Source organism: Comamonas sp. BIGb0152, from assembly GCF_024809975.1.
Classification (GTDB): domain Bacteria; phylum Pseudomonadota; class Gammaproteobacteria; order Burkholderiales; family Burkholderiaceae_C; genus Comamonas.
Map to the genome: position 1 here is coordinate 103,056 of NZ_JANUDY010000005.1, position 18,182 is coordinate 121,237.

At 65.1% G+C, this 18,182-nt stretch carries 16 protein-coding genes; 9 read left to right on the forward strand and 7 right to left on the reverse strand.

Annotated features, from left to right (window positions below; translation table 11 throughout):
* Positions 1-19: 19 nt before the first annotated feature.
* Positions 20-1,528 carry an ABC transporter substrate-binding protein gene (locus M2375_RS11465; protein ID WP_259166510.1) on the reverse strand — a complete coding sequence of 503 codons (1,509 nt, stop codon included), beginning with the start codon at positions 1,526-1,528 and terminating at the stop codon, positions 20-22.
* Between the two features lie 73 nt (positions 1,529-1,601).
* On the reverse strand, positions 1,602-2,258 hold the full coding sequence (locus M2375_RS11470) for a response regulator transcription factor (RefSeq protein ID WP_259166512.1): 657 nt from the start codon (positions 2,256-2,258) through the stop codon (positions 1,602-1,604).
* A gap of 370 nt (positions 2,259-2,628) precedes the next feature.
* Between M2375_RS11470 and M2375_RS11475 the strand changes: the two genes are divergently transcribed.
* The 4 genes from M2375_RS11475 to M2375_RS11490 all read left to right on the forward strand — a co-directional run bounded on the left by M2375_RS11475 (position 2,629) and on the right by M2375_RS11490 (position 8,468).
* Positions 2,629-3,204, forward strand: coding sequence for a hypothetical protein (locus tag M2375_RS11475; protein ID WP_259166515.1), 576 nt, complete (start codon positions 2,629-2,631; stop codon positions 3,202-3,204).
* Positions 3,205-3,223: 19 nt separating this feature from the next.
* Positions 3,224-4,588, forward strand: coding sequence for a CsgG/HfaB family protein (locus M2375_RS11480; protein ID WP_259166517.1), 1,365 nt, complete (start codon positions 3,224-3,226; stop codon positions 4,586-4,588).
* A 120-nt stretch (positions 4,589-4,708) separates the two neighbouring features.
* Positions 4,709-7,708: a hypothetical protein gene (locus M2375_RS11485; RefSeq protein WP_259166528.1), complete on the forward strand. Its 3,000-nt coding sequence runs from the start codon at positions 4,709-4,711 to the stop codon at positions 7,706-7,708.
* Positions 7,709-7,838: 130 nt separating this feature from the next.
* Complete coding sequence (locus M2375_RS11490; protein ID WP_259166530.1) at positions 7,839-8,468, forward strand: GNAT family N-acetyltransferase; 630 nt, start codon at positions 7,839-7,841, stop codon at positions 8,466-8,468.
* 15 nt (positions 8,469-8,483) lie between these two features.
* Here M2375_RS11490 and M2375_RS11495 read toward each other — a convergent pair whose 3' ends face one another.
* Both M2375_RS11495 and M2375_RS11500 read right to left on the reverse strand, forming a co-directional pair.
* Positions 8,484-9,098 carry a flavin reductase family protein gene (locus M2375_RS11495; RefSeq protein ID WP_259166532.1) on the reverse strand — a complete coding sequence of 205 codons (615 nt, stop codon included), beginning with the start codon at positions 9,096-9,098 and terminating at the stop codon, positions 8,484-8,486.
* Between the two features lie 45 nt (positions 9,099-9,143).
* Positions 9,144-10,049: a helix-turn-helix domain-containing protein gene (locus tag M2375_RS11500; protein ID WP_259166543.1), complete on the reverse strand. Its 906-nt coding sequence runs from the start codon at positions 10,047-10,049 to the stop codon at positions 9,144-9,146.
* 151 nt (positions 10,050-10,200) lie between these two features.
* Here M2375_RS11500 and M2375_RS11505 point away from each other — a divergent pair, with 151 nt between their 5' ends.
* Positions 10,201-11,475, forward strand: coding sequence for an MFS transporter (locus tag M2375_RS11505; RefSeq protein ID WP_259166544.1), 1,275 nt, complete (start codon positions 10,201-10,203; stop codon positions 11,473-11,475).
* A 74-nt stretch (positions 11,476-11,549) separates the two neighbouring features.
* On the opposite strand, the gene M2375_RS11510 is transcribed toward M2375_RS11505, so the two are convergent.
* Both M2375_RS11510 and M2375_RS11515 read right to left on the reverse strand, forming a co-directional pair.
* Entirely contained in the window at positions 11,550-12,971 is a 1,422-nt protein-coding gene (locus tag M2375_RS11510) for an FAD-binding oxidoreductase (RefSeq protein WP_259166546.1), read from the reverse strand.
* 148 nt (positions 12,972-13,119) lie between these two features.
* The gene (locus M2375_RS11515) at positions 13,120-13,344 is read right to left on the reverse strand and encodes a hypothetical protein (RefSeq protein WP_259166548.1); all 225 of its coding nucleotides are present in this window, start codon (positions 13,342-13,344) and stop codon (positions 13,120-13,122) included.
* A 154-nt stretch (positions 13,345-13,498) separates the two neighbouring features.
* Here M2375_RS11515 and M2375_RS11520 point away from each other — a divergent pair, with 154 nt between their 5' ends.
* Both M2375_RS11520 and M2375_RS11525 read left to right on the forward strand, forming a co-directional pair.
* Positions 13,499-14,101 (forward strand): cob(I)yrinic acid a,c-diamide adenosyltransferase, encoded by a 603-nt coding sequence (locus M2375_RS11520; RefSeq protein ID WP_259166556.1) that lies wholly within the window; start codon positions 13,499-13,501, stop codon positions 14,099-14,101.
* 17 nt (positions 14,102-14,118) lie between these two features.
* The gene (locus M2375_RS11525) at positions 14,119-15,018 is read left to right on the forward strand and encodes a LysR substrate-binding domain-containing protein (RefSeq protein WP_259166558.1); all 900 of its coding nucleotides are present in this window, start codon (positions 14,119-14,121) and stop codon (positions 15,016-15,018) included.
* Positions 15,019-15,041: 23 nt separating this feature from the next.
* Here the strand turns inward: M2375_RS11525 and M2375_RS11530 are convergent, their stop codons facing one another.
* Positions 15,042-16,259 carry a D-amino acid dehydrogenase gene (locus tag M2375_RS11530; protein ID WP_259166569.1) on the reverse strand — a complete coding sequence of 406 codons (1,218 nt, stop codon included), beginning with the start codon at positions 16,257-16,259 and terminating at the stop codon, positions 15,042-15,044.
* 225 nt (positions 16,260-16,484) lie between these two features.
* On the opposite strand from M2375_RS11530, the gene M2375_RS11535 reads away from it, so the two are divergent.
* Positions 16,485-17,369: an amino acid ABC transporter substrate-binding protein gene (locus M2375_RS11535; RefSeq protein ID WP_259166571.1), complete on the forward strand. Its 885-nt coding sequence runs from the start codon at positions 16,485-16,487 to the stop codon at positions 17,367-17,369.
* Between the two features lie 79 nt (positions 17,370-17,448).
* Complete coding sequence (locus tag M2375_RS11540) at positions 17,449-18,180, forward strand: aspartate/glutamate racemase family protein (protein WP_259166575.1); 732 nt, start codon at positions 17,449-17,451, stop codon at positions 18,178-18,180.
* Positions 18,181-18,182: the final 2 nt, after the last annotated feature.

Consider the following 18,182-nt stretch of genomic DNA (forward strand, 5'->3'; position numbering starts at 1 on the left):
GTCGCGTCTGCCATCGGTCTCAGTTCTGCCAGCGCAGGTCTTCCAGGGCAAAGGTCGGGATCGGGCACTTGGACCACATCCCCACCAGGCCCTTGCGCATGAAGTTGCGCTCCGGGCGCACCACGATAAAGGCGTTGACCGCATCTTCTGCCAACTGCTTTTGCGCCTGGCCCAGCCATTGGTCTAGCTCTTGCGACGAGGAGGAGGCGCGCAGCTTTTCCCAGATCTTCTTGAACACCCGGTTGTTGTAGTTGAAGTAGTAGTCATCGCGCGCGTAGATGCCGATATCCATGGGCTCCACATGCATGATCAGGCTCAGGTCGTAGTCTTTTTTCTTGAGCACCTGGTCCAGCCAGGTGGGCCAGTCCATGCGAATGATCTCGACCTGCAGGCCAATCGCTTCGAGCTGCGCAGCAACGATCAGGCTGCCATAGCGCCCGTAATCGGTGGGGGGCACCGCCAACCGCAGGCTGGTGCCGGGCGCCACCTGGGCTTGCGCTAGCAAGGCCTTGGCCTGGGCCGTGTCGTAGGGGTAGCGTTGCACCAGATCGACATAGGCCGGGTGGTGGGGGGAGAAGTGGCTGCCAATCGGCAGCACCTCGATCGAGCCGCCATAAATATCCAGGTAGCGGCTGCGGTCGATGGCATGGTTGATGGCACGCCGCACCCGGATATCGCTGAGCGGCGCGCGGGCATTGTTCATCGCGATCAGCAGCTTGCCCTCCACGCCGCGCTGGCCCATCACATAGTCGGTGCGTGCCATGAACGAGGCCGTCAGCCGTGTGACCGAGCTGAGCGCATCGATGCGGCCCTCGGCCAGCATGTTCTCGGTCTCGGCTGCGCTGGACATGAACAGGAAATCGGCTATGCGGATGGCAGGTCTGCGGCTGTCCCACCACTGCTCGTTGCGCAGCAGCACGATGGACTTGCCCTTGGTCCACTTCTCGACCTGGTAGGGTCCGGTGCCCACCGGCGTGCTGGCATTGGTGGCGGCGCTGTCGGGATGCACCATCACCGCGCCGGGCATGGCCAGCGCATAGCTGAGCAGGGCGTCGGGCTCGCTCAGGTGGATGCGCAGCAAAAACTCCTCGCGTGCCTCGACCGAGGCCAGCTTGTCGAACCATTCCAGGTAGGCATTGGTGTTCTTCATCTGCAGCAGGCGCTGCAGGCTGAAGGCGGCGGTGCTGGCATTGAAAGGCTTGCCATCGTGGTAACGCACATTGCGGCGCAGCACCACATCGACCTGTTTGCCATCCTTGCTCACCGTCCAGCTTTGCGCCAGGCGCGGCTTGATCTGGCCTTGGCCATCGATGATGGTCAGGCCCTCAAACACATTGGCGTAGCTGATCTCGCTGGCGGTGGCTGCTGCCGTGCTGGTGATGTCAAAAGACGCGGGCTCCAGCGGTATGCCGATGCGCAGGCGCTCGGAGGCCGCCTTGGCGGGCGCAAGCCCCACCAGACAACACAGCATGAGGATGGCCAACCCCCAGCGCAGCAGGCTCGGTGTGTCTCGTTGGGCTTTGTCCATCATCGCTTCCTGGTTGTGCAGCCTGCCGGGCGGGCTGCGTCGCGCTGGCGCATGGGCGGCGCCGGCTGCTGTTTTATTTGATGGCCGTGGCCGGCAGGATACCGTTGCGCTGTGCCACCAGCACGGCCTGGGTACGGGTATCGGCCCCCAGGTGCTTGAGGATGGAGGCCACCTGGTTGCGGATGGTGTGCTCGCTCAGCCCAAAGTGCTTGGCAATCGCCTTGTTGCTAAAGCCCTTGGCCAGCATCTTGAGCACCTCGTACTGGCGCAGCGGCAGTACCTCGGCATTGGGCGACTGGGCGGGCGCCAGGCAGGCGCTGCCGGCCTTGCCCGCCACGGTCTGGGCAAGGCCCTGGCTGCGCAGCAGCCAGTGCTGCACCTGCGCGCAGATGGCCTCGGGCTCCAGCGCCTTGGAGATAAAGCCCGAGGCGCCTTGGCGCACGGCGTCGCGCATCAGCTCGGGGTGGTCATGGCCTGAGAGCATCACCACATAGGCGCCCGGCCAGCGTTTGCGTATCTGTTCAATGCCTTCGAGCCCATCGCAGCCGGGCATGCTGATATCGAGCATCACCAGGTTCACCCAGTGCTCCTGCGCCACCGCATCCGTGACCGAGCCGGCCTCGTGGATATCGGCCTGCAGCATGTTGCTGCTCGACAGCATCATGCGCAGGCCTTGGCGGAACAGGGGGTGGTCATCCACCAGCATCACCGATGGAAGGGGGAGAGTCATATCCGCAAGCTCCTTCGTGCGGCGTGTTGGGTGCAGGTCTTCATAGGAGAGTACCTTACATCTATTTACGGAAGCAACCAATAGTCCATATGAACTAGTGCGCGTTCCAGCGCGGTTGGTAGGCCCTGGCCCTGCGCTAAAAATGAATAGAGCATGATGATTTTTAAGGTTTTAGTCAAAATAAAGAGTTGCTTTTTCAGAAGATTTTTGGCTGTTTCTAGGCTTCTAAGCTAGTACATCTGGTCTATTTACAATTACTTACCACCGGCTGACTATAGACCCCATGCGATGGCATGGCAGCCATGGGATTCCTGTCGTCGCTCCATCTGTTTTGCCCATGAACAGCACAAACACAAACTGTGAGGACGACATGAAACACAGCTCCATCTATCTGGCCGCAGCCCTGCTGTCGGCAGCCGCATCCAGCCACGCACAAGGCTGGCTTGGCGAATCGGTGCCCTGGCAGTTCCAGACCAGTGCCGACCGGGCTAACCGGGCCCTCGTCAATGACCTGGTCGAGAAGAAAAAAGGCGGCTACTACGACGCCTTCCGAAGCACCTACATCACCAATATCGAGCGCCAGGTGAACTGCAACTTCCAGCCCACTGCGGCCGGTAACAGCAGCTCGGCCGACCAGGCCAACCAGGTCGCTTCGCCGCAGACCAATGCCTCGGCCGGCAACAGCGCATCGAGCACCGGCAGCGCCAGCGACAGCAACGACAACCTGGGCCGGGGCGGCGTGGCCAACAACAACCAGAGCAACAGCGGCGCCATCAGCAGCGGCGTGCAGGGCAGCCCATCGAGCACCACGATGGCGCCGATCAACAGCGAAAACGCCCACGGCCAGCAGGACATGCAGGTGGCGCAGAACAACAGCGGCAACCAGAGCACCAGCGTGAGCGGCAGCTCGGCCTGCCAGTTCGGTGCCAGCGGTGCCATCAACTAAAGCACGGACGGAGGACCCCATGCACACCCTGAACCTCTCATTCCCGTCGGCGCGCTTTGTGATGCCCCGTCGCACGATGACCGTGTCGGCCCTGGCTGCCACCCTGCTGCTGAGCGGCTGCGCGCTGCCCACCTACCAACAAGTCCGCATGGCCGACGACGAAGCGCCGGTGATGCAAGGCCCGGGCCCGCGCCACAATGGCACGCCGCTGGACAGCAGCTTTGCCTGCCTGTCGCACCGCATCGTCGAGCAAGGCAAGGGCCGCGCGCCGCTGTCGATTGCCGTCGGCGATATCAAGGACTACACCGGCAAGTACTCGCAAGGCGACGGCAACGTCGTCACCCAGGGCGGATCGCTGATGGTGTATTCGGCGCTGGGCAAGCTGGGCGGTGCCATTGATGTGCGCGAGCGCTTTGACACCCGCGTGGCCGAGCTGGAGCTGGCCTACACCGACCGGCGCCAGCTGGGCGATGGCAACCAGCATGCGCTGGCCGATGAAAAAGGCCAGCGGGCGGTGCCCTGGCTGCCGTACTACGGCGGCTCCATCCTGCGCTCCGATTACTACATCATCGGCGGCCTGACCGAGGTGAACTACAACATCCAGTCCGGCGGCATCGAAGCCCAGGTCAACCAGATCGGCCCGCGCTACCGCGTCTTCACGATGAATGTGGGCGCCGACCTGCGCATCGTCGAGACCAAGACCCTGCGCGTGGTGCGTGCCGTCAGCCTGCAAAAGCAGATCGTGGGCCGCGAGATCGGTGTGGGCATCTTCCGCTTCTTTGGCAGCAACCTGTTTGACATCAATGCCGGCAGCAAGGACCTGGAGCCCGTGCAACTGGGCGTGCGCACCACCTTGGAGCAGGGCGTGCTGGAGCTGATCAGCACCGTGACGCAAACCCCGGCAGGCCCTTGCATGGAAGGCGCCAAGATGGCGGCCGCCGAGCCCGCTGCTTCGGCGCCAGCACCGATGCCCGCCGAGCCTGCAGCGCCAGCACCGGCCGCCGCGCCAGCCGCTGCAGCCACCCCGGCCATGCCGGAGAAGACGGCCGCTGCCATGACCTCGCTGGATGTGGTCTTTGAAGAGAACAACACCCGCATCGCCCAGCAATCGGCCACCGCCGCAGAGACCGTGGCGACCCGGCTGCGCGCCGGCCAGGGCGTGCGCATGGCGCTGCTGGCCCGCGAGAACGAGAACGACCAGAACCCCGCCCGGCGCGATGCGCTGACCGAGGAACGCCTGCAAGCGCTGCGTACGGAGTTGGCCCAGCACGGCATTCCTCCGAGCCAGGTGCAGGTGCAGTGGCGGCCCACGCCGGGTGACACCACCGTGCACCGCTACGGCGCGGGCTACCGCCTGCTGGCCCGGCTGCACATCAAGCCCTGATTGCGACGGCTCTCTGTAGCTACCAATTTCATAGCTTATAGCGCTTTATAGACGGGCACTAAGAGCATAAAACACCCAATTCACGTCTAGTTTTCCTCCCTGTACCACTAGGAGACAGTCATGTCCCACAAGCACCCAACCTTTCTTCGCCGGGCACGCCTGGCTCCGCTGGCCGCTGCAGCTGCGCTGATTGCTGCCACCTCCGGCATGGCCCTGGCGCAAAGCAACGGAACCCTTCCAGTGAGCGGCCCCACGGCCAACCAAACCAGCAGTGGCCCGGTGAGCGCGCAGAACAACAGCACGGCGCAGTACACCAGTTTCCCCAGCAATGGCGTGGTGAACGCCAATGGCGTCGATGCGCAGGCCATCGGCAACCAGCACCGGCTTGACACCGGGGCGGCTGCGGCCTTGACCATCAACAACCAGCCGCTGGTGCAGCCCACGGTGAGCGTGCTCCAGCAGGTCAATGGCGGGGTCAGCAGTGGCACGACCGGGAGCATCGGCGTCAATGCCAACAACGTCACGGGCAACCATGACAACAGCACCGCCAGCGTGAGCAACAACGAGGCCAGTGCGGCCTCTACTGGCAACACCTCCGTGGGCACCATGCTGGTCACCGGCGGAGCCGTGGACATGGGCACCGCCGCCACCACCGAAGTGACGCAGGGTGTGGCTGCCAATGCACCGGTCTCGGCCTCCACGGACCTGACCCGGGTCGGCATCCGTCTGAACCAGACCGCTGCCAATGCGAACAACGCCATGGACAACCTGACCCTGGGCGTCTCGGGCAACCAGGTTGACAGTGCCGCACAAGCCAATACCACCCAGGCCGGAATCCAGGTGCAGGCCAGCAGTGTCAACCTCGGCGCTGCTGCCACGAGCACTGTCGACCAGCAAGCCGCTGGTGAGGTCACCGGCGAGAGCCGGGTGAACCTGGTGGGTATCCGTGTGCTGGGCACCACCAACCGGGCGCTGACCGACAGCCAATTGGGCGTCAGCAGCAACAGCGTGCAGGCATCGGCAGGTGGTAACCAGCAGACCAGCGTGCTGCAGATCACTGCGGCGGGCGACGTGGTGCAGACCGGCGGTGCAGGTCTGGTCAACACCGCTACCCAGGCCACCAGCGGCGCCATCAACGCCAGCAGCAACGTGGCCACCTTGGGCATCGACAACCAAAAGACAGGCTCCGAGGACAACCGCTACAGCGTCAGCGGCAACAGCGTAGGCGCCCAGGCCGATGGCAACAGCGGCAGCAACCGCAGCGCCGTGGCCGCGGCAGGCGCCATCACCGATGTGCTCTTGCAGACCAGCAACAGCCAGACCGTCAGCGGCAGCGGCGTCTCGGCCAGCGCCCAGGTGGGCGCGTTGGGTGTGCAGACCCTGGACAGCACCAACGACGCGCAGACCGTCAGCGCCAACCGGGTGCAAGCCGAGGCCAATGGCTCCAGCGCCAGCAACCAGACCCGCGCAGGTGCTAGTGATATCCGCAGCACCCTGGCCGGTACCAGCAATGCCCAGACCCACAGCAGTGGCAGCGTCTCGGCCAGCGCGGGCGCAACGCGCATTGGCAGCGAATCGACCAGCCTGTCGGGCACCAGCCTGACGGTGAGCGGCAACCAGATCAGCGCCGAAGCCAATGGTGCATCCGCCACCAACGACGCCCTGCTGGGTGCCGACAATGCGGTGACCCAATCGGCTGCGCTGGTGGGCAATACGCAGACCCATACGGCGGGTGCCGTGCAGGCCAGCGCCGGCTCCAACTTGGTGGGCGCAGGCACCGGCAGCGCCTCCAATGCGAGCCTGGTGGTCAGCGGCAACCAGTTCAGTGCCACCGCTGCCAGCCAGAAGGCGGACAACCTGGCCCGCATCAATGCCACCAACGGCGTGTCCGATTCCGCTGCAGCCGTGGTCAACCTGCAAGACCATGTCGCGGGCAATGTCAGCGCCACCGTGGCCGGTCTCACCACGCTGAGCCCGTCTCCCAATCCGGTACCGATGCTGATCGGTCTGCGTGCGGACACGGCCTCGGGCTCCAGCCTGACCGTCACGGGCAACCAGGGCGCATCGGATGCAATCGTGAACCAGGCGGACAACCAGGTAGCGCTGTCCGGCAGCCGCATCGATGGCAGCTCTGCTGCCTACCTGTTCAATGTGCAGGCGGTGCAATCGGGCAATGCGCAGGCGCTGACCCGCGTCAACCTGGGTGTCGACGGCAATGCCGCCGTGGACACCACGCGTGCGGGCGGCCATGAATTGGTGGTGAGCGGCAACCAGTTCAGTGCCAATGCCAGCCAGAACCAGGCCACCAACGCCCTGGATATCAGTGCGACGAGCACCCTGAGTGCGGACACCGCCCAACCCAACTTGTTGGGCAACCTGCAGCTGTCGGCGGGCAACACCACGGCCACCACCGAGATGCAGATTCTCAGCGGCCGCAGCGTGGTCAGCGACGCCAGTGGCAACACCACCATCACCGGCAACCAGGCCAGCAGCCTGGCCCGTGCCAACGTGGCCAACAACCAGCTGACGGTGGCTGCAGGCACGCAGGCCAGCGACCAGTTTGCGTTGCTGGGCAATGTGCAGGACAACAGCGGTGCCGTGACCTCGACCGCCAGCTTGCAGATGCAGGGCAGTGCCGCCAACCGCCTCGATGGCAACCTCACCAGCTCGTCCAACCAGGCGCTGGCCGTGGCTGCGGGCAATACCTCGCTCAACAGCGTGACGGTGGCGGCGGGTACGGCGCTCAACAGCGGCTCGGGTGTGGGCTTGCTCAATGCGCAAAACAACAGCGGTGCGGTGGTGGCCTCGGCGACGCTGAACGCCAATGCCTTCTCACGCGGCAACACGCTCAACCTGAGCGGCAATACCGCCAGCGCGACGGCCGTGGGCAACAACGCCGAAAACCTGGTGAACGTCTCGTCCCTGCCCGGCCAGCAAATGGCCAGTGCGGTGCTGACCTCCAACCAGGTCAACAGCGGCAATGTGAGCGCCGTGGTGAGCGGCAGCTACAGTGCATCCGGTGTGGCGAGCACCAGTGGCATCAATGTGTCGGGTAACCGCTCGTCGGCGGTGGCCATTGGTAACCGTGCCACCTCGTCCATGACATTGGGTGTGCAATAAGCCGCAAGGCCTTGCACTTTGACAGCCCGCCTGGTCTCCAGGCGGGCTTTTTTGGGTATATCGCACCCTTTGCGTGCGATACCGTGCACGGGCTAACCTGCCGGGTTTTTAACCCTCCAAGGAGCTTGTCATGAACGTCGCCATACCGCCATTTTGGGCATCGTGGCTGTACCGACCGGTGGAGTTGCGCATCGATGTGAGCCCGATTCCACCCCAGCAACTGGAAGGCGAATGCGCCTCCCTCCACGATCGCATCCACACCCCCGGCGACAGGCTCTACGGCCTGCCCGAGATTCCTTTGTCCGACCCCCGTTTTGCCATCCGCTACCGCAGCGCTGATGGCGAGTTCTATGTCTATGTCGAAGACCAGCTGGAGCACCGCATTGCGGGCTTTACCGTCTTCAACCGCCTGATCGAGCTGGACAAGCGGGCCGACCGCTACCTGCGCGGCCCCCACAGCCGCTTTGACCCGGCCTACCAGCGCCAGGGCCTGGCCACCTGCCTTTACCGCTGGGCGCTCGATGCGGGCCTGTGCCTGGTCACCGGGGCGCGCCAGTCGCCCGGCGCGCATGCGCTGTGGCACAAGCTGGCCGCCAGCCACCGGCTGGGCTATGTCGATATCACCGACAAGAAAATGCACTACCTCGGCGACCGCATCGCGCCCGAGCAGCTGGACCGGCTCAGCACCCGCATGTTTTTGCTGGGCCGGGGCTGGTCACTGGGCAGCTTTGCCGCCGCCACCGGCATGCGCTGCGACTGACCGCTCAGCGCCGCCTCAAGCTGGCCGCCGCATCACGAACTTGCCCGCTTCACTGATCGTGAAATAGTCGCCCGGCCCGCCGCCGCGCAAGAGCGGCTTGCCCGCTGCCGTCTGGTACACGCCGTCTTGCAGCAGTTGCTCGTCGATATGTACCTTCAGCACCTCGCCCAGCACCAGCCAGGTAGGCACCTGCGCGCCTTGGGCGGTTTGCAGCTGGATGATCTGGGTGCAGCGGCATTCCATGGTCACCAGGCTGGCTTGCACGCGCGGCGGGCGCACCAGGTGCGAGGGCTCGGTGGCCAGGCCTGCCAGCGCAAACTCATTGACCTCGGGGCCCACGGCCGCGCAGCTCTGGTTCATGGCCTCGGCCAGCGATTCGCTCGCCAGGTTCCAGACAAACTCGCCCGTGGCCTCGATGTTGTTCAGGCTGTCTTTGCGGCCCACGCTGGCAAAGCCGACGATGGGCGGCACATAGTTGAAGGCGTTGAAAAAGCTGTAAGGCGCCAGGTTCAGCACGCCCGCGCTGCTGATGCTGGAGATCCAGCCAATCGGGCGGGGGCCGACGATGGCGTTGAAGGGGTCATGGGGCAGGCGGTGGCCGTGGCGGGGTTCGTAGCTGTGCAGCGGCATGGTGGAGGAGAAAGGGTGTGGTGAAAGAAGGCGAAAAAACTGGGGCTAGCGGGTCTGCATGCCCAAAAAGCGCACCGGTGAGAGGCCACAGGCGCGCTGCACCATGGCACTGAAGGCGCTGGGCGTGTAGCCCAGCTCGGCGGCAATCTGGCCAATGGCCAGGCCGCTGGCACCCAGCTGCACGGCCTTGGCCAGGATGACCTGCTGGCGCCATTGCAGATAGGTGCAGCCCAGCTCCTGGCGGAACAGGCGCGCAATGGTGCGCGGGCTGGCGCCGCTGTTGTGGGCAAAGGCCTGCAGACTGTCATGGGCCAGCGGGTCGTCCAGCACCGCCTGGCATAGGCTGTGCAAGCGCTTGTCGCGCGGCATGTCCACGCGCAGATCGAGCTGGGTGGCCTGGCGCAACTCATCGAGCAGCAGCGCGCTGACATGGCGCTCGCGCGCCAACTGCAGCGCAGTCGGTGGGGGCGCATCATCGGGCAGGGTCGGCAGGTCGCAGACCAGGGCACGCATCAGCTCGGACACCTCCAGCACGCGGCAGCGTCGCCATAGGTTGCTGGTGCTGTCCTCCAGGCTGGGGCCGCACTGGCCCTCGGCCTGGTAGATGTAGAGGGTGCGCAGCTCGGCCGTCTCCACCAGGGTCACCGCATGCTCCACGCCGGGCGGAATCCACAGCGCCCGGCGGGGCGGCACCACAAAGGTGGCCGAGGGCACCCGCAGGTGCACGGTGCCGGTGATGGACAGGGCCAGCTGCGCCCAGGCATGCTGGTGCGGCAGCACCTGGGTATCGCCACCCAATTCGCGCAGCTTGGCGCGCACCGGCCGCTCGGCGGTGGGTACAAACAGATGGGGGGTGAGCGAATCCACATACTGCCAGGCACGGCTGGCCAGGGCGGCACCGGCAGCAGGGCGCGCCGGGCGGGTGCGGGGCTTGGACACGGCAGAGGTCATGGCAGCGGGGAGCGCAAAGCGGGTCGCGGGGTGGCAACAAGGCCAGGCCCTGCAGCCTGCAAGGGGCAGGCGCAGCGGCTTGGCACCTTGGCGATAGTAATCGTCCTTCTGTCGCATACATGCCGGCAGGGCTTTGGCTACCATCGGTGCCATGACAAGCACCACAACAACAACGCCGGGCCCCAGCGCGCTGGGCAGCCTGCGCCAGGATTCCCGCACCATCGGCCTGGTGGGCCTGGCCCATGGCTCTTCGCACTTCTTCCACCTGCTGCTGCCGCCGCTGTTTCCCTGGCTGATCGCCGACTTCGGCTTCAGCTACTCCGAGCTGAGCGTGCTGGTCTCCGCCTTCTTCATCGTCTCGGGCGTGGGCCAGGCGCTGGCCGGCTTTGTGGTCGACCGCTTTGGCGCCCGGCCCATCATGTTTGCCGCGCTCAGCAGCTTTGCGGTGGCCGGGGTCATCGCGGGTACCGCCAACAGCTATGCCGGGCTGATGCTGGCCGCCATTTTTGCCGGCCTGGGCAATGCGCCTTTCCACCCGGTGGACTTCACCATCCTCAACAAGCGCCTCTCGCCCCAGCGCCTGGGCCATGGTTTTTCGGTGCATGGGCTGTCGGGCAACCTGGGCTGGGCGGCCGCGCCGGTGTTCATGGCGGGCATCACCTCGGCCACCGGCTCCTGGCGCATCGCCTGCCTGTGTGGCGCGGCGCTGGCGGCCATCATCCTGGTCATCATGGTCATCAACCGCGATGCGCTCGATGACCGGGTCAGCTTGCCGGGCGCAGCCCCTGCCAAGTCGGCGGTTGCTGGCAAGCAGGAGCACCCGATGGCCTTTCTCAAGCTGCCGTCGGTCTGGCTCTGCTTCTCCTTCTTTTTCTGGACCACCTGCGCGATGAGCGCCATCCAGTCCTTCTCCAGCCCCGCGCTGCAGCAGCTCTATGGGCTGCCGGCCAGCATCACCGCCTATGTGGTGACCGGCTATATGCTGTTTGGCGCAGCGGGCATGGTGCTGGGTGGCTTTTTGGTGGGCCGGGTGGAGCGGCTGGAGAAGGTGATCTCCGCCTGCCTGCTGTTCTCGGGCGTCTTGCTGGCGCTGGTGGGCACGGGCTGGCTGCCCGGCTATGCAGCGCTGGGCGTGGCGGCGTTGGCCGGTATCGGCACCGGCTTGGCCGGCCCATCGCGCGACATGCTGGTCAAGCGCGCTGCGCCCCCCGGCGCCACGGGCCGGGTCTATGGCATGGTGTACTCCGGCCTGGATCTGGGCTTTTGCCTGGCGGCCCCGGTGTTTGGCTACATGCTGGACCACCATATGAACGCCGGCGTGTTCTTTGGCGCGGCGGTGGGCATGGTGCTCAGCGTCGTATCGGCCGGCTTTGTGGGTGCCGGTGTGGCGGCGCGCAAGCAGAAGGCGGCAGCGGTGCCTGCCTGATCTGGGTTTCCACATGACAAAGGCCCACGCAACAGCTTGGTTGAGCGGGCCTTTGCTTTTGTGGAGCGTTTGAATCAGCCCAGCTGAAAGATCTTGCCCGGGTTGAGGATGTTCTTGGGATCTAGCGCCTGCTTGATGGCGCGCATCATCGCCACCGCGCCGTCGCCGGCCTCTTCCAGCAAAAAGCCCTGCTTGTGCACGCCAATGCCGTGCTCGCCGGTGCAGGTGCCGCCCAGCGCAATGGCGCGCTGCACCAGCTGGTGGTTAAGCTGCTCGGCCTGCTGGCGCTGGCCATCGTTGTCCGGATCGATCAGGTAGCCAAAGTGGAAGTTGCCGTCCCCCACGTGGCCGACCAGAAAGTAGGGGATGCCGCTGGCATCGGCCTCGGTCACGCATTGCAGCAAGGCATCGGCCAGGCGGCTGATGGGCACGCAGGTATCGGTGGTGATGCAGCGGCAGCCGGGCACGCTGGAGACGGCGGCAAAGTAGGCATTGTGGCGGGCGGTAAAGAGGCGCGTGCGGTCTTCGGGGCGCTCGGCCCATTCAAAGGCATTGCCGCCATGCTCGCTGGCCAGGTCCTGCACCATCTCGGCCTGCTCCTTGACGCCGGTCGGCGAGCCATGGAACTCCATCAGCAGCATGGGCTCTTCGCGCAGATCGAGCTTGCTGTAGGCATTGACCATGCGCACCGCGTTCACATCGATCAGCTCCACCCGGGCAATCGGAATGCCCAGCTGGATGGTCTCGATCACGGTGCGCACCGCCGCCTCGATCGTGGGGAAGGAGCAGATGGCCGCGCTCACCGCCTCGGGCAGCGGGTAGATGCGCAGGCTGATCTCGGTAAAGATGCCCAGGGTGCCTTCGCTGCCCACCATCAGCCGCGTCAGGTCGTAGCCGGCGGCGCTTTTCTTGGCGCGGTTGCCGGTGCGGATCACCTGGCCGTTGGCCGTCACCACCTCCAGCGCCAGCACGTTCTCACGCATGGTGCCGTAGCGCACGGCATTGGTGCCGCTGGCGCGGGTCGATGCCATGCCGCCGATGGAGGCATCAGCCCCCGGGTCGATGGGGAAGAAAAAGCCCGTATCCTTGATCGCTTCGTTGAGCTGCTTGCGGGTGATGCCCGGCTGCACGGTGATGGTCAGGTCCTCGGTGTCGATGGACAACACCTGGTTCATGCGACTCACATCGATGCTGATGCCGCCTTGCACGGCCAGCAGATGGCCCTCCAGCGAGGAGCCGGCGCCGTAGGCAATGACGGGCACCTCATACTGGTGGCACAGCGCCACGGCATCTTGCACATCCTGGCTGGACTGGGCGTAGACCACGGCAGCCGGTGGCGGTGCGGTGAGGGAGCCCTCGTCGCGGCCATGCTGCTCGCGCACAGCCAGCGAGGTGACGCACTGGCTGCCAAAACGCGCGCTCAGCGCCGCCATGAAGGCATCGGGGATGGGGCGCTGCGCAGCAGCCAGAATGTGGGGGGATGTGGGCGCGTTCATGGGCTTCTCCAGGGCGGGAGCCAAGAATAGCACTGCCCGCTTTTCAGCGCTGTCCGCTGCGCTGCAGCCGAGAACGAAAAAACCCCGCCGTAGCGGGGAGGGGGAGAGATCGGGGAGCCGGTAGTTTGGGCCGGCGATCAGGGCCAGATCAGAGCGATTTTTTGACCGGCTGGCGCACCTGGTGGCGGCGCGGGTCGTGGGTGCCCAGTTGGCGCTCCACCTGGATGATGCGGCTGCCGCTGGCGGCCGGGCCCAGGCGTTGCTGGCTGCTGTTGAGCGGCTGGGCATGTGCCATCGCCGATGTGACCGCAATCGATGCAAACAGCATCACACTGCGGGTGTCAAAGGGATGGGAGAAAAACTTGCCGGACATCTGCAGATCCTTTCGTCATTCAGACATGGCTCTATTGAACCCGGAATGAGCCGGGTTTGCTATCATTTTTGCTTAGTGTTGCCTGGGCTACATATTTACGGCGCCGGTAACAGAAAATAGGCGGAGATTAACCGCCGCTTTACAAGGATTACCCATGGGCAACCGTCTCTCCCAAATTGCGACCAGAACCGGTGACGATGGCAGCACCGGCCTGGGAGACAACAGCCGCGTCTCCAAGGCCAGCGGCCGGCCCCAGGCGATGGGGGATGTGGACGAGCTCAACTCCCACATCGGCCTGCTGCTGTGCGAGCCCCTGCCCGCCGATGTGCGCGAGCTGCTGGTCGACATCCAGCACCAGCTGTTCAACCTGGGCGGCGAGCTGTCCATGCCCGGCTATGAGCTGCTCAAGGACGAGGCACTGCAGCAGCTCGATGCGGCGCTGGCGCACTACAACGCCCAGCTGCCGCGCCTGGCCGAATTCATCCTGCCCGCAGGCACGCGCGCTGCCGCGCAGGCCCATGTCTGCCGCACGGTGGCGCGCCGCGCCGAGCGCATGGTGGTGGCGCTGGAGCAGGGCGAGGCCATGCGCGCTGCGCCGCGCCAGTACCTCAACCGCCTGTCCGACCTGCTGTTTGTGCTCGCCCGGGTGCTCAACCGGGTGGATGGCGGTGATGACGTGTACTGGAAAAGCGCCCGCCTGGCGCGCATGCAGGCCGATGACAGCAACGGGGGCGGCAACCTCGGCGCTGGCCGCTGAGCGCCGAGGCCCCGCCCATGCGCCTGCGCCATATCGAAGTCTTCAATGCGGTGATGCACACCGGCAGCGTCAGCGCTGCGGCGCGTCTCATCAATATCTCGCAGCCCGCCGTCAGCCGCACCTTGCAGCATGCCGAGCTGCAGCTGGGCTTTGCGCTGTTCCAGCGCAGCAAGGGGCGGCTGACGCCAACCAGTGAGGCACTGGCCTTGCTGCCGCATATGGAAAAGCTGTTTGCCCAGCTCGAAGAGGTGCAGCGCCTGGCCGACAGCCTGCGCAAGGGCCGCGTCAGCGACGAGCTGCGCATTGCCAGCGTGCTGGCGCTGAGCCATGAGGTGCTGCCCCGGGCACTGGCGCAGTTCAAGCAAAAGCACCCCCATGTCAGCGTCAGCCTGCAGTCGCTGCATTCGCCGCAGATCGTCTCGGCCCTGGTGATGCAGGAGGCCGATGTCGGCTTTGTGCTGAGCAATGTGCAGCAGGCCAGCCTGCAGCAAGAAAGCCTGGCCCGCGTGCCCATGGTCTGCGTGGTGCCCAAGGGCATGCTGCCGCCCTTCAAGCTGCGGGCGGGCAGCCTCTCACTCGATGACCTGACGGGCGTGCCCACCATCAGCCTGGATGCGCAAGACCCAGTGGGCATGCTGCTGAGCCAGCTGGCGCGTGAATCCAGCGCCGGTTTGGACCACTATGTGACGGTGCAGACCTACCACACGGCCTTGGCCATGGCCCACCATGGTTTGGGGGTGGCGATGGTCGATGGCTGCACGGCTTTGTCTGCCGACCGCAGCAAGGTCGATGTGCTGCCTTTGGCGCCCGGCGTGCAGGTGCCGGTCAACGCGATCCGCGCGGTCTCGCAGCCCCAGTCCCTGCTGGTCAAGGCGATCACGCGCGAGATGCAAAAGGTGCTGGCGGCGCAGCTGTAGCGCCACGCGCTAGCACCGGCTGCTCAGGCGGACTGGCCGATCTCGTAGGCCAGCTGTGCAGCCGTGCCAAACGCCAAGGTAAAGCCCAGCGCACCGTGGCCGGTGTTGATCCACAGGTTGCGGGCGCCTGCGGACTTGGCAATCGGCACGGCAGTCGGCGTGGCAGGGCGCAGACCGGCCCAGGGCTGAACTTCGGCGTAGTCGCTGCAGCCAGGAAACACCGCCTCGGTGGAGGCGCACAGGCTCTTGATCTTGTCCTGCGGAATGCGCAGGTCGTGGCCCACCAGCTCCACCATGCCGGCCACGCGCAGCCGCTGCCCAATGCGCGCAAACACCACCTTGCGGGCGCTGTCGGTGATGCTCACCGTGGGCGCCTTGTGGCCTGCCGCTGCCACATCCACGGTGATGCTGTAGCCCTTGAGCGGGTAGATCGGCAGATCGACGCCCAGGGGCTTGCACAGCGCCACGCTGTCCACCCCCAGCGCCACCATGAAATGGTCGGCCACGATGTCGCCCTGAGAGGTCTGCAGCGCGACGATGCGGTCGCCCTCGCGGCGCAGGCTGTGGATCTGGGTGTCCATAGCGAATTTCACCCCCTTGTGGCGCAGCCAGTCTTCCAGCTGGCGGCTGACCTGGTAGCAGTCAGCGGCGCATTCGCTGGGCGTGTGGACGGCGCCGGCAAACTGGCTGCGGTAGGCCGCCAGCGCGGGCTCCAGCGCCACGGCTTCGTCGGGGCTGACGATGCGCTGCGGCGCGCTGCCCAGCCTGCCTTGCACCTCGACTTGCTGGCGCGCAGACTGCAGGGCCGCATCGCTGGGGTAGAGCACCAGCTTGCCGGTGCTGCTGTAGTCCCAATCACCGCCCACCTGGGTTTGCATGGCCTCAAAACGCTGGCGGCTGACGGCGGCCAGTTGCAGCAGGGTGCGGGTGCTGGCGGCCGAGCGGTCGGCATTGCAGGCGGCCAAAAAAGCCAGTCCCCATTTCCACTGCTGCGGGTCGGCCTGCAGGCGGAACTTGAGCGGTGAATCGCTGCTGAACAGCAGCTTGGGCAGCTGCTGCCAGATGGCAGGGTCGGCCAGGGGCTGCACATAGCTGTAACTCAGCTGCGCGCCATTGCCCATGCTGGTGCCGCTGCCCGCGTGGGAGGCCTTGTCCACCACGGTGACCTGGTGGCCCGCCTGGTACAGCTCATAGGCGGCAGCCAAACCCACAATTCCCGCACCCAGAATGCATACCTGCATGGAACACCCCCTGAAAACCCTTAAATATAGGCGCTCGAAAACCGCCTGTCGCATAGCAAAATGGGCAACAGGCATGCCATTTGCTTATAGGTACAGCGGTTCCGCCTCTGTGCGGTATGCCATGCACCATAACCAAGCGTTATGGGCTAGTCCTAAAAAGGCATTGTTGAAACAAAGTGCTGGTTTCTACACTGTTCCTATTGTTTGATTCAAGGAGGTCTCACCATGAAGTTTGTTAAGTCGCTGGTCTGTGCTGCTGCTGCCATCGCCTGCCTGCCCTCGGCCTTTGCCGATGTGCTGGCCAAGGCCAAGGATTCGGGCGAAATCACCTTCGCCTACCGCGAATCTTCGGTGCCGTTCAGCTACCTCTCCGGTGGCCAGAACGCCATCGGCTTCTCGGTGGACATCTCCAACGCCGTGGCCGATGCCGTACGCAAGGAAATCGGCAAGCCCGACCTGAAGGTCCGGTGGCAGCCGGTCACCTCGGCCAACCGCATCCCGCTGATCCAGAACGGCACCATCGTGCTCGAATGCGGCTCCACCACCAACAACAGCGCCCGCAACAAGGACGTGGATTTCGCGATCAACTACTTCTACACCGGCACCCGTGTGGCCGTGAAGAAGAGCGCTGGCATCAACAACTGGGCCGATCTGAAGGGCAAGACCCTGGCGATTACCACCGGCACCACCAACCTGCCTGTGGTGCGCAAGTACAGCGCCGACCAGAAGCTGGACATCAACATCACCTTGGCCAAGGACCACGTCGATGGCTTCTTGCTGATGGAGAACGACCGCGCTGCCGGCTTTGCGATGGATGACATCCTGCTGTTCGGCCTGAAGGCCAACTCCAAGGACCCCGCAGCCTACGAAGTGGTGGCCGATGCCCTGCAAGTCGAGCCCTATGCCTGCATGCTGCCCAAGGGCGATGCCGCCTTCAAGAAGATTGTTGACGGCGTGATCGGCGGCATGATGAAGTCCGGCGATTTCACCAAGCTATACGACAAGTGGTTCATGCAACCCATCCCGCCCAAGAACCAGGCGCTGGGTCTGCCGATGAACAAGGAACTCAAGGACAATCTGACGGCGCAAAGCGACAAGCCTGCGACCTGATGGACAATCCCGTGTCGTGCACGGCACGCACTGCAATGGCCCGGCAACGGGCCATTTTTCATTTTCTCTGGAGTTTGGTATGACGCTTCGCACCGTAGGCATTCTGGGCGGCATGGGCCCAGCGGCAGGCGCTGATTTTGTACGCCTGTTTGTCCAGGCCTGCGCAGACCATTTGCGCGCCAGCGGCGCCCCGGTGACCGACCAAGGCTACCCCGAGCACTGGCTTGCCCAGCTGCCGATACCGGACCGCAGCGCAGCGCTGTTGGCACCAGACAGCGCGCAAGACCCGTTCGCGATGATGTGCCAGGGGCTGGACAAGCTCCAGGCTGCCGGCGCTGTGGCCGTGGCCGTGGCCTGCAATACCGCCCATGCCTGGCATGAACGCCTGCAGCAGGCCTACCCGCAGCTGCAGCTGCAGCATATCGCCCGCGTGGTGGCCGAGGGCCTGCAGCAGCAAGGCCAGCAGGCTTGCATGTTGCTGGCCACCCAGGGCACTTACCGCATCGGCCTGTATGACCAGGCGCTGGCGGCCTGCGGTATCACCGTGTACCTGCCCGAAGAGGATGAGCGTGAGCTGCTGATGCGCGGCATCTACCAGGGCGTGAAGGCCGACCGCATGGACCAGGCACGTGACGATTTTGCCGCCGTGGCACAGGCCATGCGTGCCCGCCATGGGGATGTGCCCTTGATCATGGGCTGTACCGAAATACCACTGGCCTTGCCAGGCGCGGCCAGCGTGCAGGGCCTGCCGCTGATCGACCCGTCCTGGGAGCTGGCGCGGGCGCTGGCGCGTGTCGCCTACGGCAACTGATA